Raw genomic sequence first — 14,626 nt, 5'->3', positions numbered from 1 at the left:
GTGCCCGCGCACGGCGTTCGCACTGACACGCCGATTGCGCGTCAGCCAATACCGCATTGCCGTTGCTGCAATGCCATTCGAAACGGTCGTGGATTGTCGTCATCCCTGGGAGGGGACCATGAACAAGCTGCATTCGAACACCCGCCACACCCCACTGGCCGCCGCACTCGCGGCTGCACTCACCCTGCTTGCCGGCAGCGCAGGCGCACAGGACGCCGGCAATGCCGCCGCGGTCACCGACCTGGACAAGGTCATGGTCAAGGGCGTGCGCGGCGCGCAGGCCGAGGCCATCGAGAACAAGCGCACCGCCGCGCAGATCATCGACTCGATCTCTGCCGAAGACATCGGCAAGTTGCCCGACGTCACCATCACCGATTCGCTGCAACGCGTGCCCGGCGTGCAGATCCGGCGTTCGGCCGGCGAGGGCTCGCAGCTCAACATCCGCGGCATGCCGCAGGTGCAGACCACCATGAACGGCGAGTTGTACCTGAGCGCCGGTGGCGGCGATCAATACGGCCAGCCGAACATCGGCCGCGCACAGCCGGATTTCGTCGATATCCCGCCGACGCTGTTCAGTGGCGTGGACGTGATCAAGTCGCCGACCGCCGCCGATCTGGATGGCGGCATCAGCGGTACCGTCTCGCTGAAGACGCGGCGCCCGTTCGACCTGCCGGAAGGCTGGACCTTCAGCGGCCAGGCCGAAGGCTCCTACGGCGACCGCGTGCAGGAACTCAACGAGCTGTACTCGGGGCTGGCCAGCTTCCGCACCGAGCGCTGGGGCGCGTTGCTGGCCGTGTCGTACTCCGATGCCACGCTGGAAAACAAGCACCCCAGCGTGTATTCCAACGGCGCACAGAAATCCACCGAGCAGAATGTGGGCTTCGATTTCAACGGCGACGGGCGCATCGGCAGCAACACCGACCCCAGCAATCTGCCGCGCGATTATTTCTACAACTGGGTCGCCACCGAACTGGACAACCGCAGCACCGATCGCCAGCGCACCGGCATCAACGGCTCGTTCCAGTTCAACATCAACGATTCGTGGACGGTGTTGGCCGATGCGGCCTACACCAAGCTCGAAGACCAGGACACCTCGGTGGCCGCGCAGCTGCACACCGGTTGGGCCACCAACCAGTTGCAGCCCGGGTCGGTGGTCGATTCCAACGGCGTGCTGGAATACGGCCAATTCCGCTACAACCGCTTCCAGGCCCACTCGATGGCCGGCGTTGCCGACTCGGACGCGCTCAACACTAATCTGGAGCTACGCTTCGATGATGGTGGCCCTTTGCGTGCCTCGTTCCGCTGGGTGCATGGCGATGCGCAGCGCACCTACGACGAAGCGCGTGCCGATGCGGTGGTGACGCGTGGCGACCAGATCACGCGTGCCGGTGGCGTCACGCAGTGGGCGAACGCCAACGGCTTGCCGACAGTGGATGCCTCGGTGGATTTCCGTGGCACCTATCCGGCGGTCAACCTCGGCACCGACGTGTCCAACCCGGACAACTGGCAGCTGATGTCGACCTGGGCGCAGGGCAACAAGATCGAAGCGACGATGGACGCGTTCCGCGCCGATGGCACCTTCGAGTTCGACGAGGGCGTGGTGCGCGGCTTCCAGTTCGGCATCCGCTACGGCGAGCGCGAGGTCAAGCTGGATACCTATCGCTATCTGTCGCCGGTATCGACCAGCTGCGCCGACCCGAACCGCTCGCTGTATTACTTCAAGGATCCGCTGATCGTGGACACCTGCAGCGGCGTCTCCGAAGCGCGCCTGCTGCCGTTCAATTCGATTCCCGGTTACTGGGCGTATTTCAACGACTTCGATCCGCTCAAGGTCACCGGCCTGGGCAGCCAGGGTCTGCCGGCGATCAACCCGCAGGTCATGAAGGACCCGGTGGGTTATCTCAACAGCCTGTATCCGGGCAACGTGGCCTACCAGCAGGCCGCCGACTCCTACAAAGTCACCGAAAAGAGCACCGCAGCGTATTTTCTGGCCAATCTGGAAGGCGGTACCGGCAGCGCGGTTCCGTGGACGGCCAACATCGGCGCGCGCATTGTGCAGACCAAGCTGGCGATCGACCAGTACCTGAGCAGCGGCAATGTGTTCATCGGCAATGTCGAATGGAACGGCGTCAGCCCGGCGATCGGTACCAATCGCCTGAACCGTCAATACACCGACGTGCTGCCCACCGCCAACCTGTCGCTGGACATCACCGATGCGCAGAAGCTGCGCTTTGCCTACAACAAGGCCGTGGCGCGCCAGGACCTGCCCGATCTCGGGCGCGGGCTGGTGAGCTTCTATGCGGTCAACGGCACGCCACCGCGCAATCCCGCGTTGCCCTCGGATGCGGTGCTGTTCCTCAATGGACGCTCCGGCAATCCGGATCTCGATCCGTATCGCGCCACCAACTACAACGCCTCGTGGGAATGGTATTTCTCCGATGCGTCGTTGGTCAGCGTGGGTGCGTTCCTGATCGATGTGAAGTCGTTCCCCACCACGGTGACCAATATCGAGCTGTTGCCCGACGCCGATGGCGTGGCGCGGCTGGGTGGCCCGGTGGAGCGCATCGTCAATGGCGGTGGCGGCAAGATCAAGGGCTTTGAAGTGGGGTATCAGCAAGCCTTCGACTTCCTGCCCGGCTGGTTGAGCGGCTTCGGTACCAACATCAACTACACCTTCTCCGATGCCGATACCGACAACACCGATATCGACGGCAACACCTTGCCGATCGGCGACAACTCCAAGCACCAAGCCAACGCGGTGCTGTGGTACCAGAAGGACAAGCTGCAGGCGCGTGTGGCCTACAACTGGCGCAGCAAGCGCTTCAGTCAGGTCAACAGCGGTGCCTGGGGCGACGAGCTGGCGATCTGGAACGACGACGTGGGCTATCTCGATGCGTCCTTCAGCTACGACGTCAACGATCATCTGACTTTGTACGCCCAGGCGACCAATCTGACCGGCGAAAGCGAGCGGCGCTACGCGCAGTGGACCAACCACTACTACGACCAGAACATCTTCGAGCGTCGTTACTACGCGGGCTTGCGTCTGCGCTTCTGATCCGGCTGCACCGTTGTGCGACCCAGCGCACCCCCGCGCCGGGTCGCGCATGTTTCGCTGTTGTCGCTCTCCAAGCGGTCATTGCGCTTTCTTCCCGTCGCCGCTAAGTGCGGCGCTGCAGTACGCCTGACGGCAACGTCAGGCACCCTCCCATTCGGCCGCATCGTCGGGAAGCGATGTGGCCGTTTTTTTGAACGTGATGCCGCAGGCGTTACACAATGCCGATCGATGCGGCGCTTAGCGCGCCGGCGGCCCGGCCGTCGAGCCGCGCTTGACCACGGTGTACTTCATCACCTGATGCACGCCCTGCGCGGGATCGCCCTTGCGTCGCTGGCGGATCGCATCGGCCAGCAGCGACACCGCCGCGCGGCCCATCGCGGTGACCGGTTGATGCACGGTGGTGAGCTCGGGCCAGATGGTGGTGGCGACCGGGGTGTCGTCGAAGCCGGCGACCGATACATCCTCGGGTACGCGCAGGCCCAGCCCGTGTGCGACTGCCACCGCAGCAGCGGCCATATCGTCGTTGCTGCAGAACAGGGCGGTGGGCGGTTGCGCCTGTGCGAGCAGGCTGCGCGCGGCGAGCAGGCCGGAGTGATAGGTGAACAGACCGTCTGCCATCAACTCTTCGGCCACGGGCAGGCCGGCAGCCTGCAGGCTGTCGAGATAGCCATTGGCACGTAATGCACTGGGCGTGTGCTTCGGGTCGCCCTTGATCAAGGCGATGCGGCGATGGCCCAGTTCGATCAGGTGATCGACGATGGCGCGCGCAGCCTGATAATCGTCGATGCGCACCGAGCTGATCTGCGCCATCGGTGCGCCGCTTGCCACCGCCACCACGGGGATGCCGCGTGCGTCGAGTTCGGCGATGGTCTGGCGTGAATCGCATAGGGGGGGGGGCAGGATCACGCCGTCCACGCCGGCCGCCAGCAAGCGCTCGGTGGCGGCACGCTGGCTGCGGATGGCGCCGCATTTTTCCACCAGCACCTGGCTGCCATTGAGGCTGCTCTGTTCGAGCAGCCCGAGCATGAATTGATTGAGATAGGCCGCGCTGGGATTGCTGTACAGCACGCCGATGCGCAACAGGCCGCTGGTGCGCAACGAACGGCCGGCCAGGTTGGGGCGATACCCCAATGCCTGGACCGAGGCCTCCACGCGCACGCGCATCTCCTCGCCGACATGCGGGTGGCGGTTGATGACGCGCGAAGCCGTCATTGGCGAGACGCCGGCGTGCTTGGCCACATCCAGCAAGGTTGCCGCGTTGTTCGCACTGCGTTGGCGCTTGGCCGCCATTGTGTGTGCTCGTCCTGGAGTGGAAGCGGAAGGCGGGTGGCGTGCTTGAGACCTGCAGCGATCAGGACGTGTCTGGCCGCTGGCAATCGTCACTGCGATGTCGGTATCGGCACAGATCACGCGCGGTGTGCGCGTGCTCTGTGCCGCGCGCACTCAACCGAGGAGTGCCCGCGACGTCTGCAAATGCAGTTACTCGCTCGGCGGTTGCACGCTTTTTGCGCGGCTGCCGAAATCGCCATCGGCTTCGGCCGCCAGATACGCAAACACCGTGTAGGCCGCGACGTTTTGCGCAAGCGCCTTGGGGTCGATCTTGTCCAGCGTGTCGTCGGCGGTGTGGTGCAGATCGAAGTAGTCAGTGCCGTCCTGCGCCAGCCATGCCCAGGCGCCACCCTTGGCGGAAATCGGCCCGACATCCGGGCCGGGGCCGCCCTTGCTCGGCTCATACGCGATGCCCAACGGCGCGAGTACCTCGGCAATCTGTCTGGTCGCTGCGCGCGACGCGTCCGGTGCCGCCGAGCCGGTGTTGAACGCATAGATGCGCCCGGCACCGAAGTCGCTCTCCGCGCCGATCTGATGCAGCGCCATGTCCTTGGCATCCTTGCCGTGCGCGGCTGCATATGCCTTGCCGCCGTACAGGCCTTGCTCCTCGTTGGCGAAGGCCACCACGCGGATGCTGCGCTTGGGCGCCTGCTTGAGTTGGCCGATCAGGTGGCCGGCGGCCATGGTGATCGCCACGCCGGCGCCATCGTCGATCGCGCCGGTGCCCAGATCCCACGAATCCAGATGCCCGCCGATCACCACCACTTCCTTCGGCTTGCTGCGTCCGGTGATCTCGCCGATCACGTTGTACGAGGTCGCGGTGCCATCCCAGCCGCAATCCAGTGCCAGCCGCACACGCGTGCTGCCCAGCGCGGTCAGGCGCGCGAGCTGGTTGGCATCGGGCACCGACAACGCCGCTGCCGGTACCGGCGTCACGCCTTCATCGAAGCGGGTGATGCCGGTATGCGGCACGCGGTGCGAGTCGGTGCCGGCCGAGCGCATCACGAAGCCGATCGCGCCCTTGCGGATCGCTTCCGACGGGCCCTTGCTGCGCACCGCGCCGCCATTGCCGTAATCCTTGCCGTCGCGCGCCTTGGTCATCTGGTAATCGACGAACGCGATCTTGCCGGCCAGCGAGCCGGCCGGTGCGGCCTGCAGTGCGGCCAGGTTGTCGAAGCGCACCACCTCGCCTTCGACGGTACCGCCCGGGCTGCCGCCCAGTGCGGTGATGTGCAAAGGCTGCGCATGCGCACCGATTACCGCGGCCTGTTCGCTGCGCCGTTGCCATTTGGGAAAGCTCACCGGTTCGGTCCACACCTTGTCGAAGCCCAGCGACTGGAACTTGGCCTTGGCCCAGGCCACCGCGCGCGGATCGGCCTCGCCACCGGCAATGCGCGGGCCCACTTCGGTGGTCAACGATTCCACCACCGCAAAGCCGGTGGTGTCGGCCAGGGCCTGCTCGCGCAGCTGCGCGGCGGTGCGCAGCGCGCCATCGGCGATGGTGGTCTGTGCGGCAAGCGCGGGTGTGCAGGCGAGTAGGGCAGAGATGGCGACAGCGAGGCGACGCATGCAGGGCGGCTCCAACGACAAGGGGACCCCGAGCTTATCAGCGTGAGGTCCCCCGTCTGCGTGCGAAAGGTCATCCTCCTGCGCGAAGTTGCGCAGCGGATGTGTCCGCTTACGGCACGCCCGGTGTCTTCAGTGAGTCGTTCTTCAACGAATCGCGGATCTCGCGCAGCAACAGCACTTCTTCGCTCGGGCCCTTGGGGGCATCCGGCTTGCGGTGTGTCAGGCGGTTGATCAGCTTGACTACCATGAAGATCGCAAAGGCGATGATCACGAACTGCACGACGGTGTTGATGAAATCGCCGTAGCCGATCGCCACCGCCGGAATTTCCTTGCCGGTGGCATCGACGCCGGCCGGCTTGAGCACCCAGGCCAGGCGCGAGAAATCCACATTGCCGATGGCCCAGCCGATCGGCGGCATGATGATCTTTTCCACCAGCGCAGTGACGATCTTGCCGAACGCTGCACCGATGACGACACCGACCGCCAGGTCGATGACATTGCCACGCATCGCGAATTGCTTGAATTCGCTGACCATTCCCATAGCGCACTCCAGATGCGGTCGCGGACCAACTGCCGCAGGGTGATCGTAGCGGGCTGCGTGTCAGCCCGCGATGATGCCGTGGCGCTCGGCAACGTTTTCCAGGCGTGCGCTGAACTGATCGCCGGGCAGCAGCGGGCCGACACCGGCCGGCGTGCCCATGAAGATCAGGTCGCCCGCGCGCAATGCATAGAGCTTGGAGAGCTCATGCAAAATCTCCGGCACGTTCCAGATCATCTGATCCAGCAACGACTGCTGACGCACCTGGCCGTTGACTTCCAGTGACAGGTTCAAGGCCTCCAGCGCACCCACTTCGCCGGCATGCACCAGCTCGCTGATCGGCGCGGAGTGGTCGAAGCCCTTGGCGATGTCCCACGGCAGGCCCTTGGCCTTGGCGGCTGCCTGCAGGTCGCGTCGGGTCAGGTCCAGGCCCACGCCGTAGCCGTAGATCAGCGCCTCTGCCTGCTCCACCGGCAATTCGCCAGCAGGCGCATCGCTGCCCAGTGCCACCACCAGCTCCACTTCGTGGTGCAGTTCCTTGGTGCCGGGCGGGTACGGAATGTGGTCGCCGTGGCCGACTACGATCGCATCGGCAGGCTTCATGAAAAAGGTCGGCTGGCCACGCTCGGCCTTGGAGGACGGCGCAGTGGCGCCCATCTCGCGCGCGTGATCGGCAAAGTTGCGGCCGACGCAGTAGATGCGGTGCACCGGAAAGTTGCCGCCACCAACCACCGGAATGCGCGGAACATCGGCGGCGGGAATCACATCGTGGGTCATGCACGCATCCTTGGGGAACGGAGCACGTGAGTCTAGCCGTTTGGCTGTGCATGACGGAACCGTCGCGCTGCAGCGTGCAGTGCGGCGTAACGTCTGGCTGGCAGGTCCGCGATCACGGCTTGCATCGGCGCACGCAAACTCGCGCAGACCGGTCAATACCTGCGCGACTGATTCGGGATTGGATGCTCACCGCGCCGGAGGCGGTGGACTGGCGCCTCAGTGCGACAACGGCAGCGCAGGCTTGCGCACCACGCGGTATTCGGCCTCGACCACGCGGGTGTGCTGCGGCGTGCGACGGTTCGATTTGCTCAGCAGCTTCCAGGCAATGCCGCCCAGGATCATCGCCGCGCCCACGAACACGCTGAAGAAAATCAGCACCGCAAGGATGACCAGACCAGCCAGGCCGGCCGCCACGCGCACCAGCGGGTGACGCGGCTTGCGCGGGGCAAACAGGTGGTGGAGGTTACCGAGTTGAAAGATGCGTGCAGGCATGGCGGTGGGCTGCCGGGCAGGAAACAGGCAGGCAGTATCGTTGCGGTTTCATGTCATTGAGTGAAAACTTCGTTAAACGATAGCTCGTTTTGTTAAATCCATCACATCCGATGTGCTCGGCGATCGTCGCCTTGGCGGCCCGGAGCAGCGCCCACACGGGCCAGCAAATGCGTGGACCGTAGCCACTGCGTGGCGTCGGAGCGATGCAGGCGCATGCCACAATCGCAGTCCGTTCTTGAACAGCAGACTGCATGTCTTCGTCATCGCCCACCACGCTTGCCGAACTGGCGCAGATTCCCGATGCCGGATTTCTGGAAGTCGAAGCGGTCTGGGACGGCGGCCCGGAGTCCCTGGTGCTGTACCGCGACGGCGCCCAGGTGCGAGCCTGGTTGAACGTCTGCCCGCACGCCGGCCGCCGGCTGGATTGGGCGCCGGGCCAGTTCCTCAAGACCAAGGACGGCCATCTGGTGTGCGCAGCGCATGGCGCAGCGTTCGAGCTCACTGGCGGCGAGTGCATCAGCGGCCCGTGCCGCGGTCAGTCGCTGCTGGCGGTGCCGGTGCGTATCGAGGGTGAGCAGGTGGTGCTCGGGTGACTGATGAAGGTGGCGCGGCTCAGGGCGCTGCCCACCAGAACATCAGGTTGATCATCGACACCATCACCACGATGTAGATCAGCGACAGCGGTGCGCCCACGCGCCACAGCTCGCGCGGCTGATAGTTGGCCGGGCCGGCCACCATCGAGATCACCGGGTTGGAGGCCGTCATCAGATTGTTGGACGCCGACAGCGCCACGATCAGCGCGAATGCGGTGGGGTTGCCGTTGGCGGCCAGCGCCAGGTTGACCGCGATCGGCACCATCACGATGGTGGCGCCGACATGGCTGATCACCAGCGAAAACGCGGTGGTCAGCAGCGCCAGGCTGATTTCCAGCGCCCATACCGGAATGCCTTCGGGCAGGCGGTCGATGGTATGGCCCGCCACCCAGGCCGCGGTGCCGCTGCTGTCCATCGCCCAGCCGAGTGGAATCAAGCCGGCCATCATGAAGATGGTCTTCCAGTTGATCGAGGCGTAGGCCTCATCCATGCGCAGCACGCCGCTGACCAGCATGCAGGCCACACCGGTCATCAAGGTCAGCGCCACCGGCAGGCGCGAGGTCAGTGCGATCAGGATGGTGAAGGCGAAGATCGCCATGGCGATCTTGAACTTGTGCGGGCGCTGCTCGCCCTTGGGGAAGTCGGTCACCGGCACGAAGTCGCGGCTTTCCGCTGCCTGCGCCAGGTCCTGCCAGATACTGTGGAACACCAGCATATCGCCGCCGCGCAGCGGCACGTTGCGCACGTCCTCGCGGATCACCTGCTTGTCGCGGTTGATCGCCAGCAGGCTGATGCCGCTCTGCTTGCGCAGGCGCAACTCGGCCGCGGTCTTGCCGATCAGCCGCGAGTTGGGCGGAATCAATGCTTCGGAAATGCCGGCCAGGCTGGGGTTGAACAGATCGCCCAGGTTGCGCAGGCGCGAGGACATGCGCAGGAACTGGTTCTGCGCAAAGTCGGTCACTTCCTGGCGCGGCCCCATCGCACCGAGCACGCTGCCGACCCAGATGCGCATGTCGGCCGGCGGCGCCAGGCGGGTGTCGTTGCCGGTCTTCAGGGCCAGCAGCAACGGCGCGTCGTGCAGCGCTTCGGCTTCGCCCAGGGTCATGCCGACCAATGGGCTTTCGGCGCTGACGGTGAGCTCGAACACGTCGCCGTCGATGCCGTAGGTCTTGGCGAAATAACTCTCGGTGCGCGAGGGCGTGACGCCTTCGTTGATCAGGCGTTCTTCTTCGATCAGCTTGCGGTCGCCGTAGAAACGGAAGTACAGCAGTGCGGCGATCAGCAGGGCCACGCCGATCGGCAGCGGCGCGAACATCGTCAACGGCTCGATGCTGGCCATGCCCGAGGGCAGGTTGTTGTTGGCCGAGACCAATAGATCGTTGAGCAGGATCAGCGGCGAATTGCCCACCATGGTCAGCGCGCCGCCCATCACGATGGCCGCGGCGATCGGCAGCAGCATGCGTTGCAGGGTCAGCCCGGTGCGTGCGGCCAGCCGCGAGGCGACCGGCAGGTACAAGGCCATCACCGACGGGTTCTGCATGAAGGACGAATTCAAGCCGGAGATGGCCAGCGTCATCATCATCAGGCGTTGTTCGCTGCCGTGCGAGCGCCGCAGCAACCAGGTCGCCAGGCGATTCAACGCACCGGTGCGCTCCAGCCCCGCACCGAGAATGGTGGTGGCGATGATGCTCATCACCGCGTTACCGGAAAAACCACCGAACAGTTCTTCCGGCGCCACCAGCCCGGTGACGCCCAGCACCACCAGCACGATCAAGGCCACCACGTCGGCGCGGATGCGCTCGAACAAAAACATCGCCATCGTGAAACCGACCAGCCCGAGGACGAGCTTCATATCGTTGGTCAGTGTCAGCGCGGTGTCCATCGGGTGCCGGGAATGGGGAGTCGGGAATGGAGAATGGTGAAAGCGGGATAGGCCGATGCAAGGCGACGCTATCCGGATGCCGCAGGCAGTTGCCCTTGCGATTCCCGATTCCCGATTCCCGATTCCCGGTCGTACAGCAGATCCCACACGCCGTGGCCGAGCTTCTGGCCGCGGGTTTCGAAGTGGGTCTGCGGTCGCCAGGCGGGGCGTTCGACGTGGCCGCGCGGGCCGGCGCGATTGACCAGGCCCGGGGTGGCGTCGAGCACGTCCCACATCTGTTCGGCGTAATCGGCCCAGTCGGTGGCCGCATGCAGGCGGCCACCGTCGCGCAGCTTGCGCACCAACATCTGCGCGAACGCCGGCTGGATCAGGCGGCGCTTGTTGTGGCGCTTCTTGTGCCACGGATCGGGGAAGTAGATGCGCACCTCGTCAAGCGCGCCATCGGCGATCTCGTGTTCGAGCACTTCCACCGCATCGTGGTGATACAGGCGCACATGCGTGCTGCCATCATCGTCCAGCGCATTGAGCAGGCGACCGACGCCGGGCGCATGCACCTCGATGCCGATGTAGTCGCGGCTGGGGTCCTGCTGCGCTGCAAAGCGCAATGCCGCGCCATTGCCAAACCCGATCTCCAGCACCTTGGGTGCGGGACGGCCGAAGGCCGCATCGAGATCGCGCGGCGCACCGCTGTAGTCCAGGCCGAAGCGCGGCCACAGCTCGTCGAACGCGCGCTGCTGCGCCGGGGTGAAGCGGCCCTGGCGCAGCACGAAGCTGCGCACCTGCCGGCGGCCCTCTTCGATGGTGAAGGGCTTGGGCGGCATCTTGGCGCCGTCGCTGGTGAAAGGATCAGTCATGAGGAAGTCACATCAAAAAACAAAAGCCCCTCTGCCTTGGGGAGAGGGGTTGGGGTGAGGGTACGGCGTGAGGGAGCACTTGCGGCTACGCGGGATCCAGCAACGGCCACATCCGGCACGTCACACGGCCAGGCAGTGCGCATCGACGGCAATGTCAACGCAGCCCACCCACTCATCCAATCACGCCATCCACCGGACTCGACGCCGAGGCATACCGCTTGCGCGGAATCCGCCCGGCCAGGAAGGCTTCGCGTCCGGCCTCGATCGCCTTGCGCATCGCGCTCGCCATCAGGATCGGATCGCGTGCACCGGCGATGGCGGTGTTCATCAGCACGCCGTCGCACCCCAGCTCCATCGCGATTGCCGCATCCGACGCCGTGCCCACGCCGGCATCGACAATGATCGGCACCTTGGCGTTTTCGATGATTTCCAGCAGGTTGTACTTGTTCTGGATGCCCAGCCCGGAACCGATCGGCGCGGCCAGCGGCATCACCGCCACGCAGCCGATCTCTTCCAGGCGCTTGGCCAGGATCGGATCGTCGGAGGTATAGACCATGACCTCAAAGCCATCGGCAACCAACTGCTCGGCAGCCTTGAGCGTCTGCACCACGTCCGGATACAGCGTGCGTTCGTCGCCGAGCACTTCCAGCTTGGTCAGGTTGTGGCCGTCCAGCAGCTCGCGCGCCAGCCGGCAGGTGCGCACCGCGTCTTCGGCGGTGTAGCAGCCGGCGGTGTTGGGCAGCAGCGTGTAGCGATCCGGCGGCAGCACATCGAGCAGGCTGGGCGCGTTGGGGTCCTGGCCGATGTTCACCCGGCGGATCGCCACGGTGACGATCTGCGCGGCGGCCGCTTCGGTGGCCAGGCGGGTTTCGTCCAGGTCCTTGAACTTGCCGGTGCCGGTCAGCAGGCGCGAACGGTAGGGCTTGCCGGCGATGATCAGCGCATCAGAGGGGGCGGTATTGGTCATCGGGCAATTATCACCGATCGCGCGCAGCTGCGCCGGCCTGCGCGTCGCATCAACCGCCGCCCAGCGCGTGCACGATCTCCACCACATCGCCGGCACGCAACCGGTGCGTGGCATGCCGCCCGCGCGACACGATTTCGCCATTGATCTCCACCGCCACGCGCCGTTGTGCAAGACCCTCCTGCTCCAGCAGGGTTGCCAGCAGCAGGTCGTCGGGAATGTCGCGCGGGGTGCCGTTGAGTTGAATGTTCATGTCATCATTGTGGCATCGCGTGCCGTCAGGGCGCGCGTTTTTGCGTTATGCGGCAATGCAGCGTGAGCGCGGGCGGCGAGGGTGAAACCATGTGCCATTCGCCGGCGTACGTCAGCAGGTCCGGTCCAGTTCCACACTACCTTGAGCAGGCACTCCCATGGCTTCAACCCTTCGCCCGATCCGTTCCCTGATGGCCGTGGCCATCGCCATTGCGGCCACCCCGGCCATGGCCGCGTCTGCGTTCGACCAGACTGTGTTCTTCGGTGACAGCCTCACCGACAGCGGCTACTACAACCCGTTGCTGCCGGCCGCCTCGCGCGCCGTCACCGGCAAGTTCACCACCAACCCGGGCTGGGTCTGGGCCGAGTACGTCGCCGACCATTACGGCACCAATGCCGCGCCCAATGGCAATGGCCAGACCGGCGACAACTACGCCGCCGGCGGCGCCCGCATCCAGGCCGGTTCGACCAGCGTGCTCGGTGCCGCGCCCTCGGTGACCAGCCAGATCAACACCTACCTGAGCGCCAATGGCGGCCAGGCCAACCCGAATGCGCTCTACACCGTATGGGGCGGCGCCAACGATCTGCTCGCCGCTGCCGCCGCGCCGGCCCAGGCGCAGGCCATCATCGGCAACGCGGTCACCGCGCAGGTTGGTGCAGTCGGCGCCTTGCAGGCCGCCGGCGCGCGCTATGTGATGGTGCCGACCATTCCGGACGTGGGCATCACCCCGCGCTTCCGCGCCGGCGGTGCCGCCGCGATGGCGCAGGGCACTGCTGCGGCAACCGCCTACAACACCGCATTGTTCAATGGCCTGCGGTCGGCCGGCCTGCGCGTGATCCCGGTCGACACCTTCCACATCCTGCAGGAAGTGGTTGCCGATCCGGGCACCTACGGCTTCAGCAACGTCACCAGCACCGCCTGCAACCCCGCCGTGCCGCTGCCGGCCTGCAACCCGACCAGCCTGGTCGCCGCCAACGCGCCCAACACCTATGTGTTCGCCGATGGCATCCACCCGACCACCGCCACCCACCAGATCCTGGGCGAGTACGCCATCTCGCTGCTGGAAGCCCCGCGTCTGCAGCAGGTGCTGACGCATTCGGCGCAGGCGATCGGCCGCGCGCGCGCCGACCAGGTGGCCTGGCATCTGGACGGCAAGCCGGACGCCGACGGCCTGCGTTGGTGGGGCAGCGTGCGTGGCGACATGCAGCGTTACGACCATGCCGATCTGTACGACGGCATGGCCCCGGCCGGCCTGTTCGGTGTGGACTGGACTGCGGGCGACCTGGTGTTCGGCGGCTTTGCCGGCTTCGGCAGCATGGACGCCGACTTCGGCAACCGTAACGGCAGCTTCAAGCAGGACGACACCACGCTGGGCGGTTTCTTCGGCTGGTACACCGGCCCGGTCTGGGTCAACGCGCAGGTCAGCTACAGCTGGCTGAGCTACGACGTCGACCGCGAAGTGCAGCTGGGGCCGGCCACCCGCGTGCACAGCGGCTCGCCGGACGGCAGCAACCTCACCGCCGCGGTCAACGCCGGCTATTCGCTGGGCGAAGGCAACGTCAAGTACGGCCCGGTGGTCGGCCTGACCTGGCAGAAGCTCAAGCTCGACGGCTACTCCGAGAGCAACGAAAGCTCCACCGCATTGGGCTATGCCGATCAGGACATCGACTCGATGGTCGGTCGCATCGGCTTCCAGGTGCGCCTGGACGGTGCTGCGGTCAAGCCGTACCTGCAGGCGACCTACGACCACGAGTTCAAGGACGGCACCGAAGCCAGCGCCTGGCTGCAGTCGATGCCGGAAGTGGGCATGTACACCGTCCCGGGCCAGAACTTCGATCGCAACTACGCCACCGTCGTGCTGGGCGCCCGCACCGGCCTATGGGGCCTGCAGAGCAACATCGGCCTGAGCACCACCACCGCCCAGCGCAGCGCCCGCGACGCGACGCTGTTCGTGAATTTCAGTGGCAACTTCTGATCCAAGCACCACACGCGTTGCAAACGAGGGCCGGGCAACCGGCCCTCGTCACATCTGTGCATTGCGCCCGGCCCCGCACCCGCCTAAACTCTCGCAACGCCGCGCGGGCGTAGCTCAATGGTAGAGCTGTAGCTTCCCAAGCTACTGACGTGGGTTCGATTCCCATCGCCCGCTCCATGTCCGGCAGGTGCCTCTGACGCTCTTGTCCGCTGGCCAGCGCGGATTGCTCGATATCCGATCCGTCCTAACTGAATTGCTTATCTTCTGGGTCGGGCGCTGCGCGATTGCACTTACCCCCTGACATGCAATTTCAGGGCGCAGCTCAGGCCTCCGCAGTCGATGGCA

General features: G+C 65.6%; 12 protein-coding genes and 1 tRNA gene. 4 read left to right on the top strand and 9 right to left on the bottom strand.

The annotated features are described in order from the left end of the window. The first annotated feature begins 118 nt into the window (after positions 1-118). Positions 119-3,055, top strand: a complete 2,937-nt coding sequence (locus tag ABQY74_RS15475) for a TonB-dependent receptor (RefSeq protein ID WP_039519349.1) — start codon at positions 119-121, stop codon at positions 3,053-3,055. Between the two features lie 237 nt (positions 3,056-3,292). Here the strand turns inward: ABQY74_RS15475 and ABQY74_RS15470 are convergent, their stop codons facing one another. The 5 genes from ABQY74_RS15470 to ABQY74_RS15450 form a co-directional block, all read right to left on the bottom strand. Then, positions 3,293-4,345 (bottom strand): LacI family DNA-binding transcriptional regulator, encoded by a 1,053-nt coding sequence (locus ABQY74_RS15470; RefSeq protein ID WP_039525778.1) that lies wholly within the window; start codon positions 4,343-4,345, stop codon positions 3,293-3,295. 189 nt (positions 4,346-4,534) lie between these two features. Then, entirely contained in the window at positions 4,535-5,953 is a 1,419-nt protein-coding gene (locus tag ABQY74_RS15465) for a M28 family peptidase (RefSeq protein WP_065032738.1), read from the bottom strand. A 109-nt stretch (positions 5,954-6,062) separates the two neighbouring features. After that, positions 6,063-6,494 (bottom strand): large-conductance mechanosensitive channel protein MscL, encoded by a 432-nt coding sequence (mscL, locus tag ABQY74_RS15460; RefSeq protein WP_349792132.1) that lies wholly within the window; start codon positions 6,492-6,494, stop codon positions 6,063-6,065. 60 nt (positions 6,495-6,554) lie between these two features. Next, positions 6,555-7,268 carry a fumarylacetoacetate hydrolase family protein gene (locus ABQY74_RS15455; protein WP_065050315.1) on the bottom strand — a complete coding sequence of 238 codons (714 nt, stop codon included), beginning with the start codon at positions 7,266-7,268 and terminating at the stop codon, positions 6,555-6,557. Between the two features lie 216 nt (positions 7,269-7,484). Further along, positions 7,485-7,760 (bottom strand): hypothetical protein, encoded by a 276-nt coding sequence (locus ABQY74_RS15450; RefSeq protein WP_053045694.1) that lies wholly within the window; start codon positions 7,758-7,760, stop codon positions 7,485-7,487. A 251-nt stretch (positions 7,761-8,011) separates the two neighbouring features. On the opposite strand from ABQY74_RS15450, the gene ABQY74_RS15445 reads away from it, so the two are divergent. Continuing rightward, on the top strand, positions 8,012-8,353 hold the full coding sequence (locus tag ABQY74_RS15445) for a Rieske (2Fe-2S) protein (RefSeq protein ID WP_039525787.1): 342 nt from the start codon (positions 8,012-8,014) through the stop codon (positions 8,351-8,353). A gap of 19 nt (positions 8,354-8,372) precedes the next feature. Here the strand turns inward: ABQY74_RS15445 and ABQY74_RS15440 are convergent, their stop codons facing one another. From ABQY74_RS15440 to thiS, 4 genes are all read right to left on the bottom strand, one after another. Then, entirely contained in the window at positions 8,373-10,235 is a 1,863-nt protein-coding gene (locus ABQY74_RS15440; protein ID WP_349792130.1) for an SLC13 family permease, read from the bottom strand. A 68-nt stretch (positions 10,236-10,303) separates the two neighbouring features. After that, a complete protein-coding gene (gene trmB, locus ABQY74_RS15435; RefSeq protein ID WP_349792128.1) occupies positions 10,304-11,089 on the bottom strand; it encodes a tRNA (guanosine(46)-N7)-methyltransferase TrmB in 786 nt (261 codons plus the stop codon). A 172-nt stretch (positions 11,090-11,261) separates the two neighbouring features. Next, positions 11,262-12,056: a thiazole synthase gene (locus ABQY74_RS15430; protein WP_054592191.1), complete on the bottom strand. Its 795-nt coding sequence runs from the start codon at positions 12,054-12,056 to the stop codon at positions 11,262-11,264. 49 nt (positions 12,057-12,105) lie between these two features. Next, positions 12,106-12,306 carry a sulfur carrier protein ThiS gene (thiS, locus tag ABQY74_RS15425; RefSeq protein WP_016903326.1) on the bottom strand — a complete coding sequence of 67 codons (201 nt, stop codon included), beginning with the start codon at positions 12,304-12,306 and terminating at the stop codon, positions 12,106-12,108. A 190-nt stretch (positions 12,307-12,496) separates the two neighbouring features. On the opposite strand from thiS, the gene ABQY74_RS15420 reads away from it, so the two are divergent. Both ABQY74_RS15420 and ABQY74_RS15415 read left to right on the top strand, forming a co-directional pair. Then, positions 12,497-14,281, top strand: a complete 1,785-nt coding sequence (locus ABQY74_RS15420) for an autotransporter domain-containing protein (RefSeq protein WP_349792278.1) — start codon at positions 12,497-12,499, stop codon at positions 14,279-14,281. Positions 14,282-14,384: 103 nt separating this feature from the next. Further along, positions 14,385-14,458, top strand: a tRNA-Gly gene (locus ABQY74_RS15415). Positions 14,459-14,626 lie beyond the last annotated feature (168 nt).

This window comes from Xanthomonas sp. WHRI 7064, assembly GCF_040202355.2.
GTDB classification, from domain to species: domain Bacteria; phylum Pseudomonadota; class Gammaproteobacteria; order Xanthomonadales; family Xanthomonadaceae; genus Xanthomonas; species Xanthomonas arboricola.
Note: the sequence above shows the minus strand (reverse complement) of the source record. Positions and strands in the feature narration are given on the sequence as shown.

Bases quoted from the DNA above. Each gene is read 5' to 3' on its own strand.
- ABQY74_RS15475 (WP_039519349.1), top strand. From the start codon at position 119: ATGAACAAGCTGCATTCGAACACCCGCCACACCCCACTGGCCGCCGCA.
- ABQY74_RS15470 (WP_039525778.1), bottom strand. From the start codon at position 4,345: ATGGCGGCCAAGCGCCAACGCAGTGCGAACAACGCGGCAACCTTGCTG.
- ABQY74_RS15465 (WP_065032738.1), bottom strand. From the start codon at position 5,953: ATGCGTCGCCTCGCTGTCGCCATCTCTGCCCTACTCGCCTGCACACCC.
- mscL (WP_349792132.1), bottom strand. From the start codon at position 6,494: ATGGGAATGGTCAGCGAATTCAAGCAATTCGCGATGCGTGGCAATGTC.
- ABQY74_RS15455 (WP_065050315.1), bottom strand. From the start codon at position 7,268: ATGACCCACGATGTGATTCCCGCCGCCGATGTTCCGCGCATTCCGGTG.
- ABQY74_RS15450 (WP_053045694.1), bottom strand. From the start codon at position 7,760: ATGCCTGCACGCATCTTTCAACTCGGTAACCTCCACCACCTGTTTGCC.
- ABQY74_RS15445 (WP_039525787.1), top strand. From the start codon at position 8,012: ATGTCTTCGTCATCGCCCACCACGCTTGCCGAACTGGCGCAGATTCCC.
- ABQY74_RS15440 (WP_349792130.1), bottom strand. From the start codon at position 10,235: ATGGACACCGCGCTGACACTGACCAACGATATGAAGCTCGTCCTCGGG.
- trmB (WP_349792128.1), bottom strand. From the start codon at position 11,089: ATGACTGATCCTTTCACCAGCGACGGCGCCAAGATGCCGCCCAAGCCC.
- ABQY74_RS15430 (WP_054592191.1), bottom strand. From the start codon at position 12,056: ATGACCAATACCGCCCCCTCTGATGCGCTGATCATCGCCGGCAAGCCC.
- thiS (WP_016903326.1), bottom strand. From the start codon at position 12,306: ATGAACATTCAACTCAACGGCACCCCGCGCGACATTCCCGACGACCTG.
- ABQY74_RS15420 (WP_349792278.1), top strand. From the start codon at position 12,497: ATGGCCGTGGCCATCGCCATTGCGGCCACCCCGGCCATGGCCGCGTCT.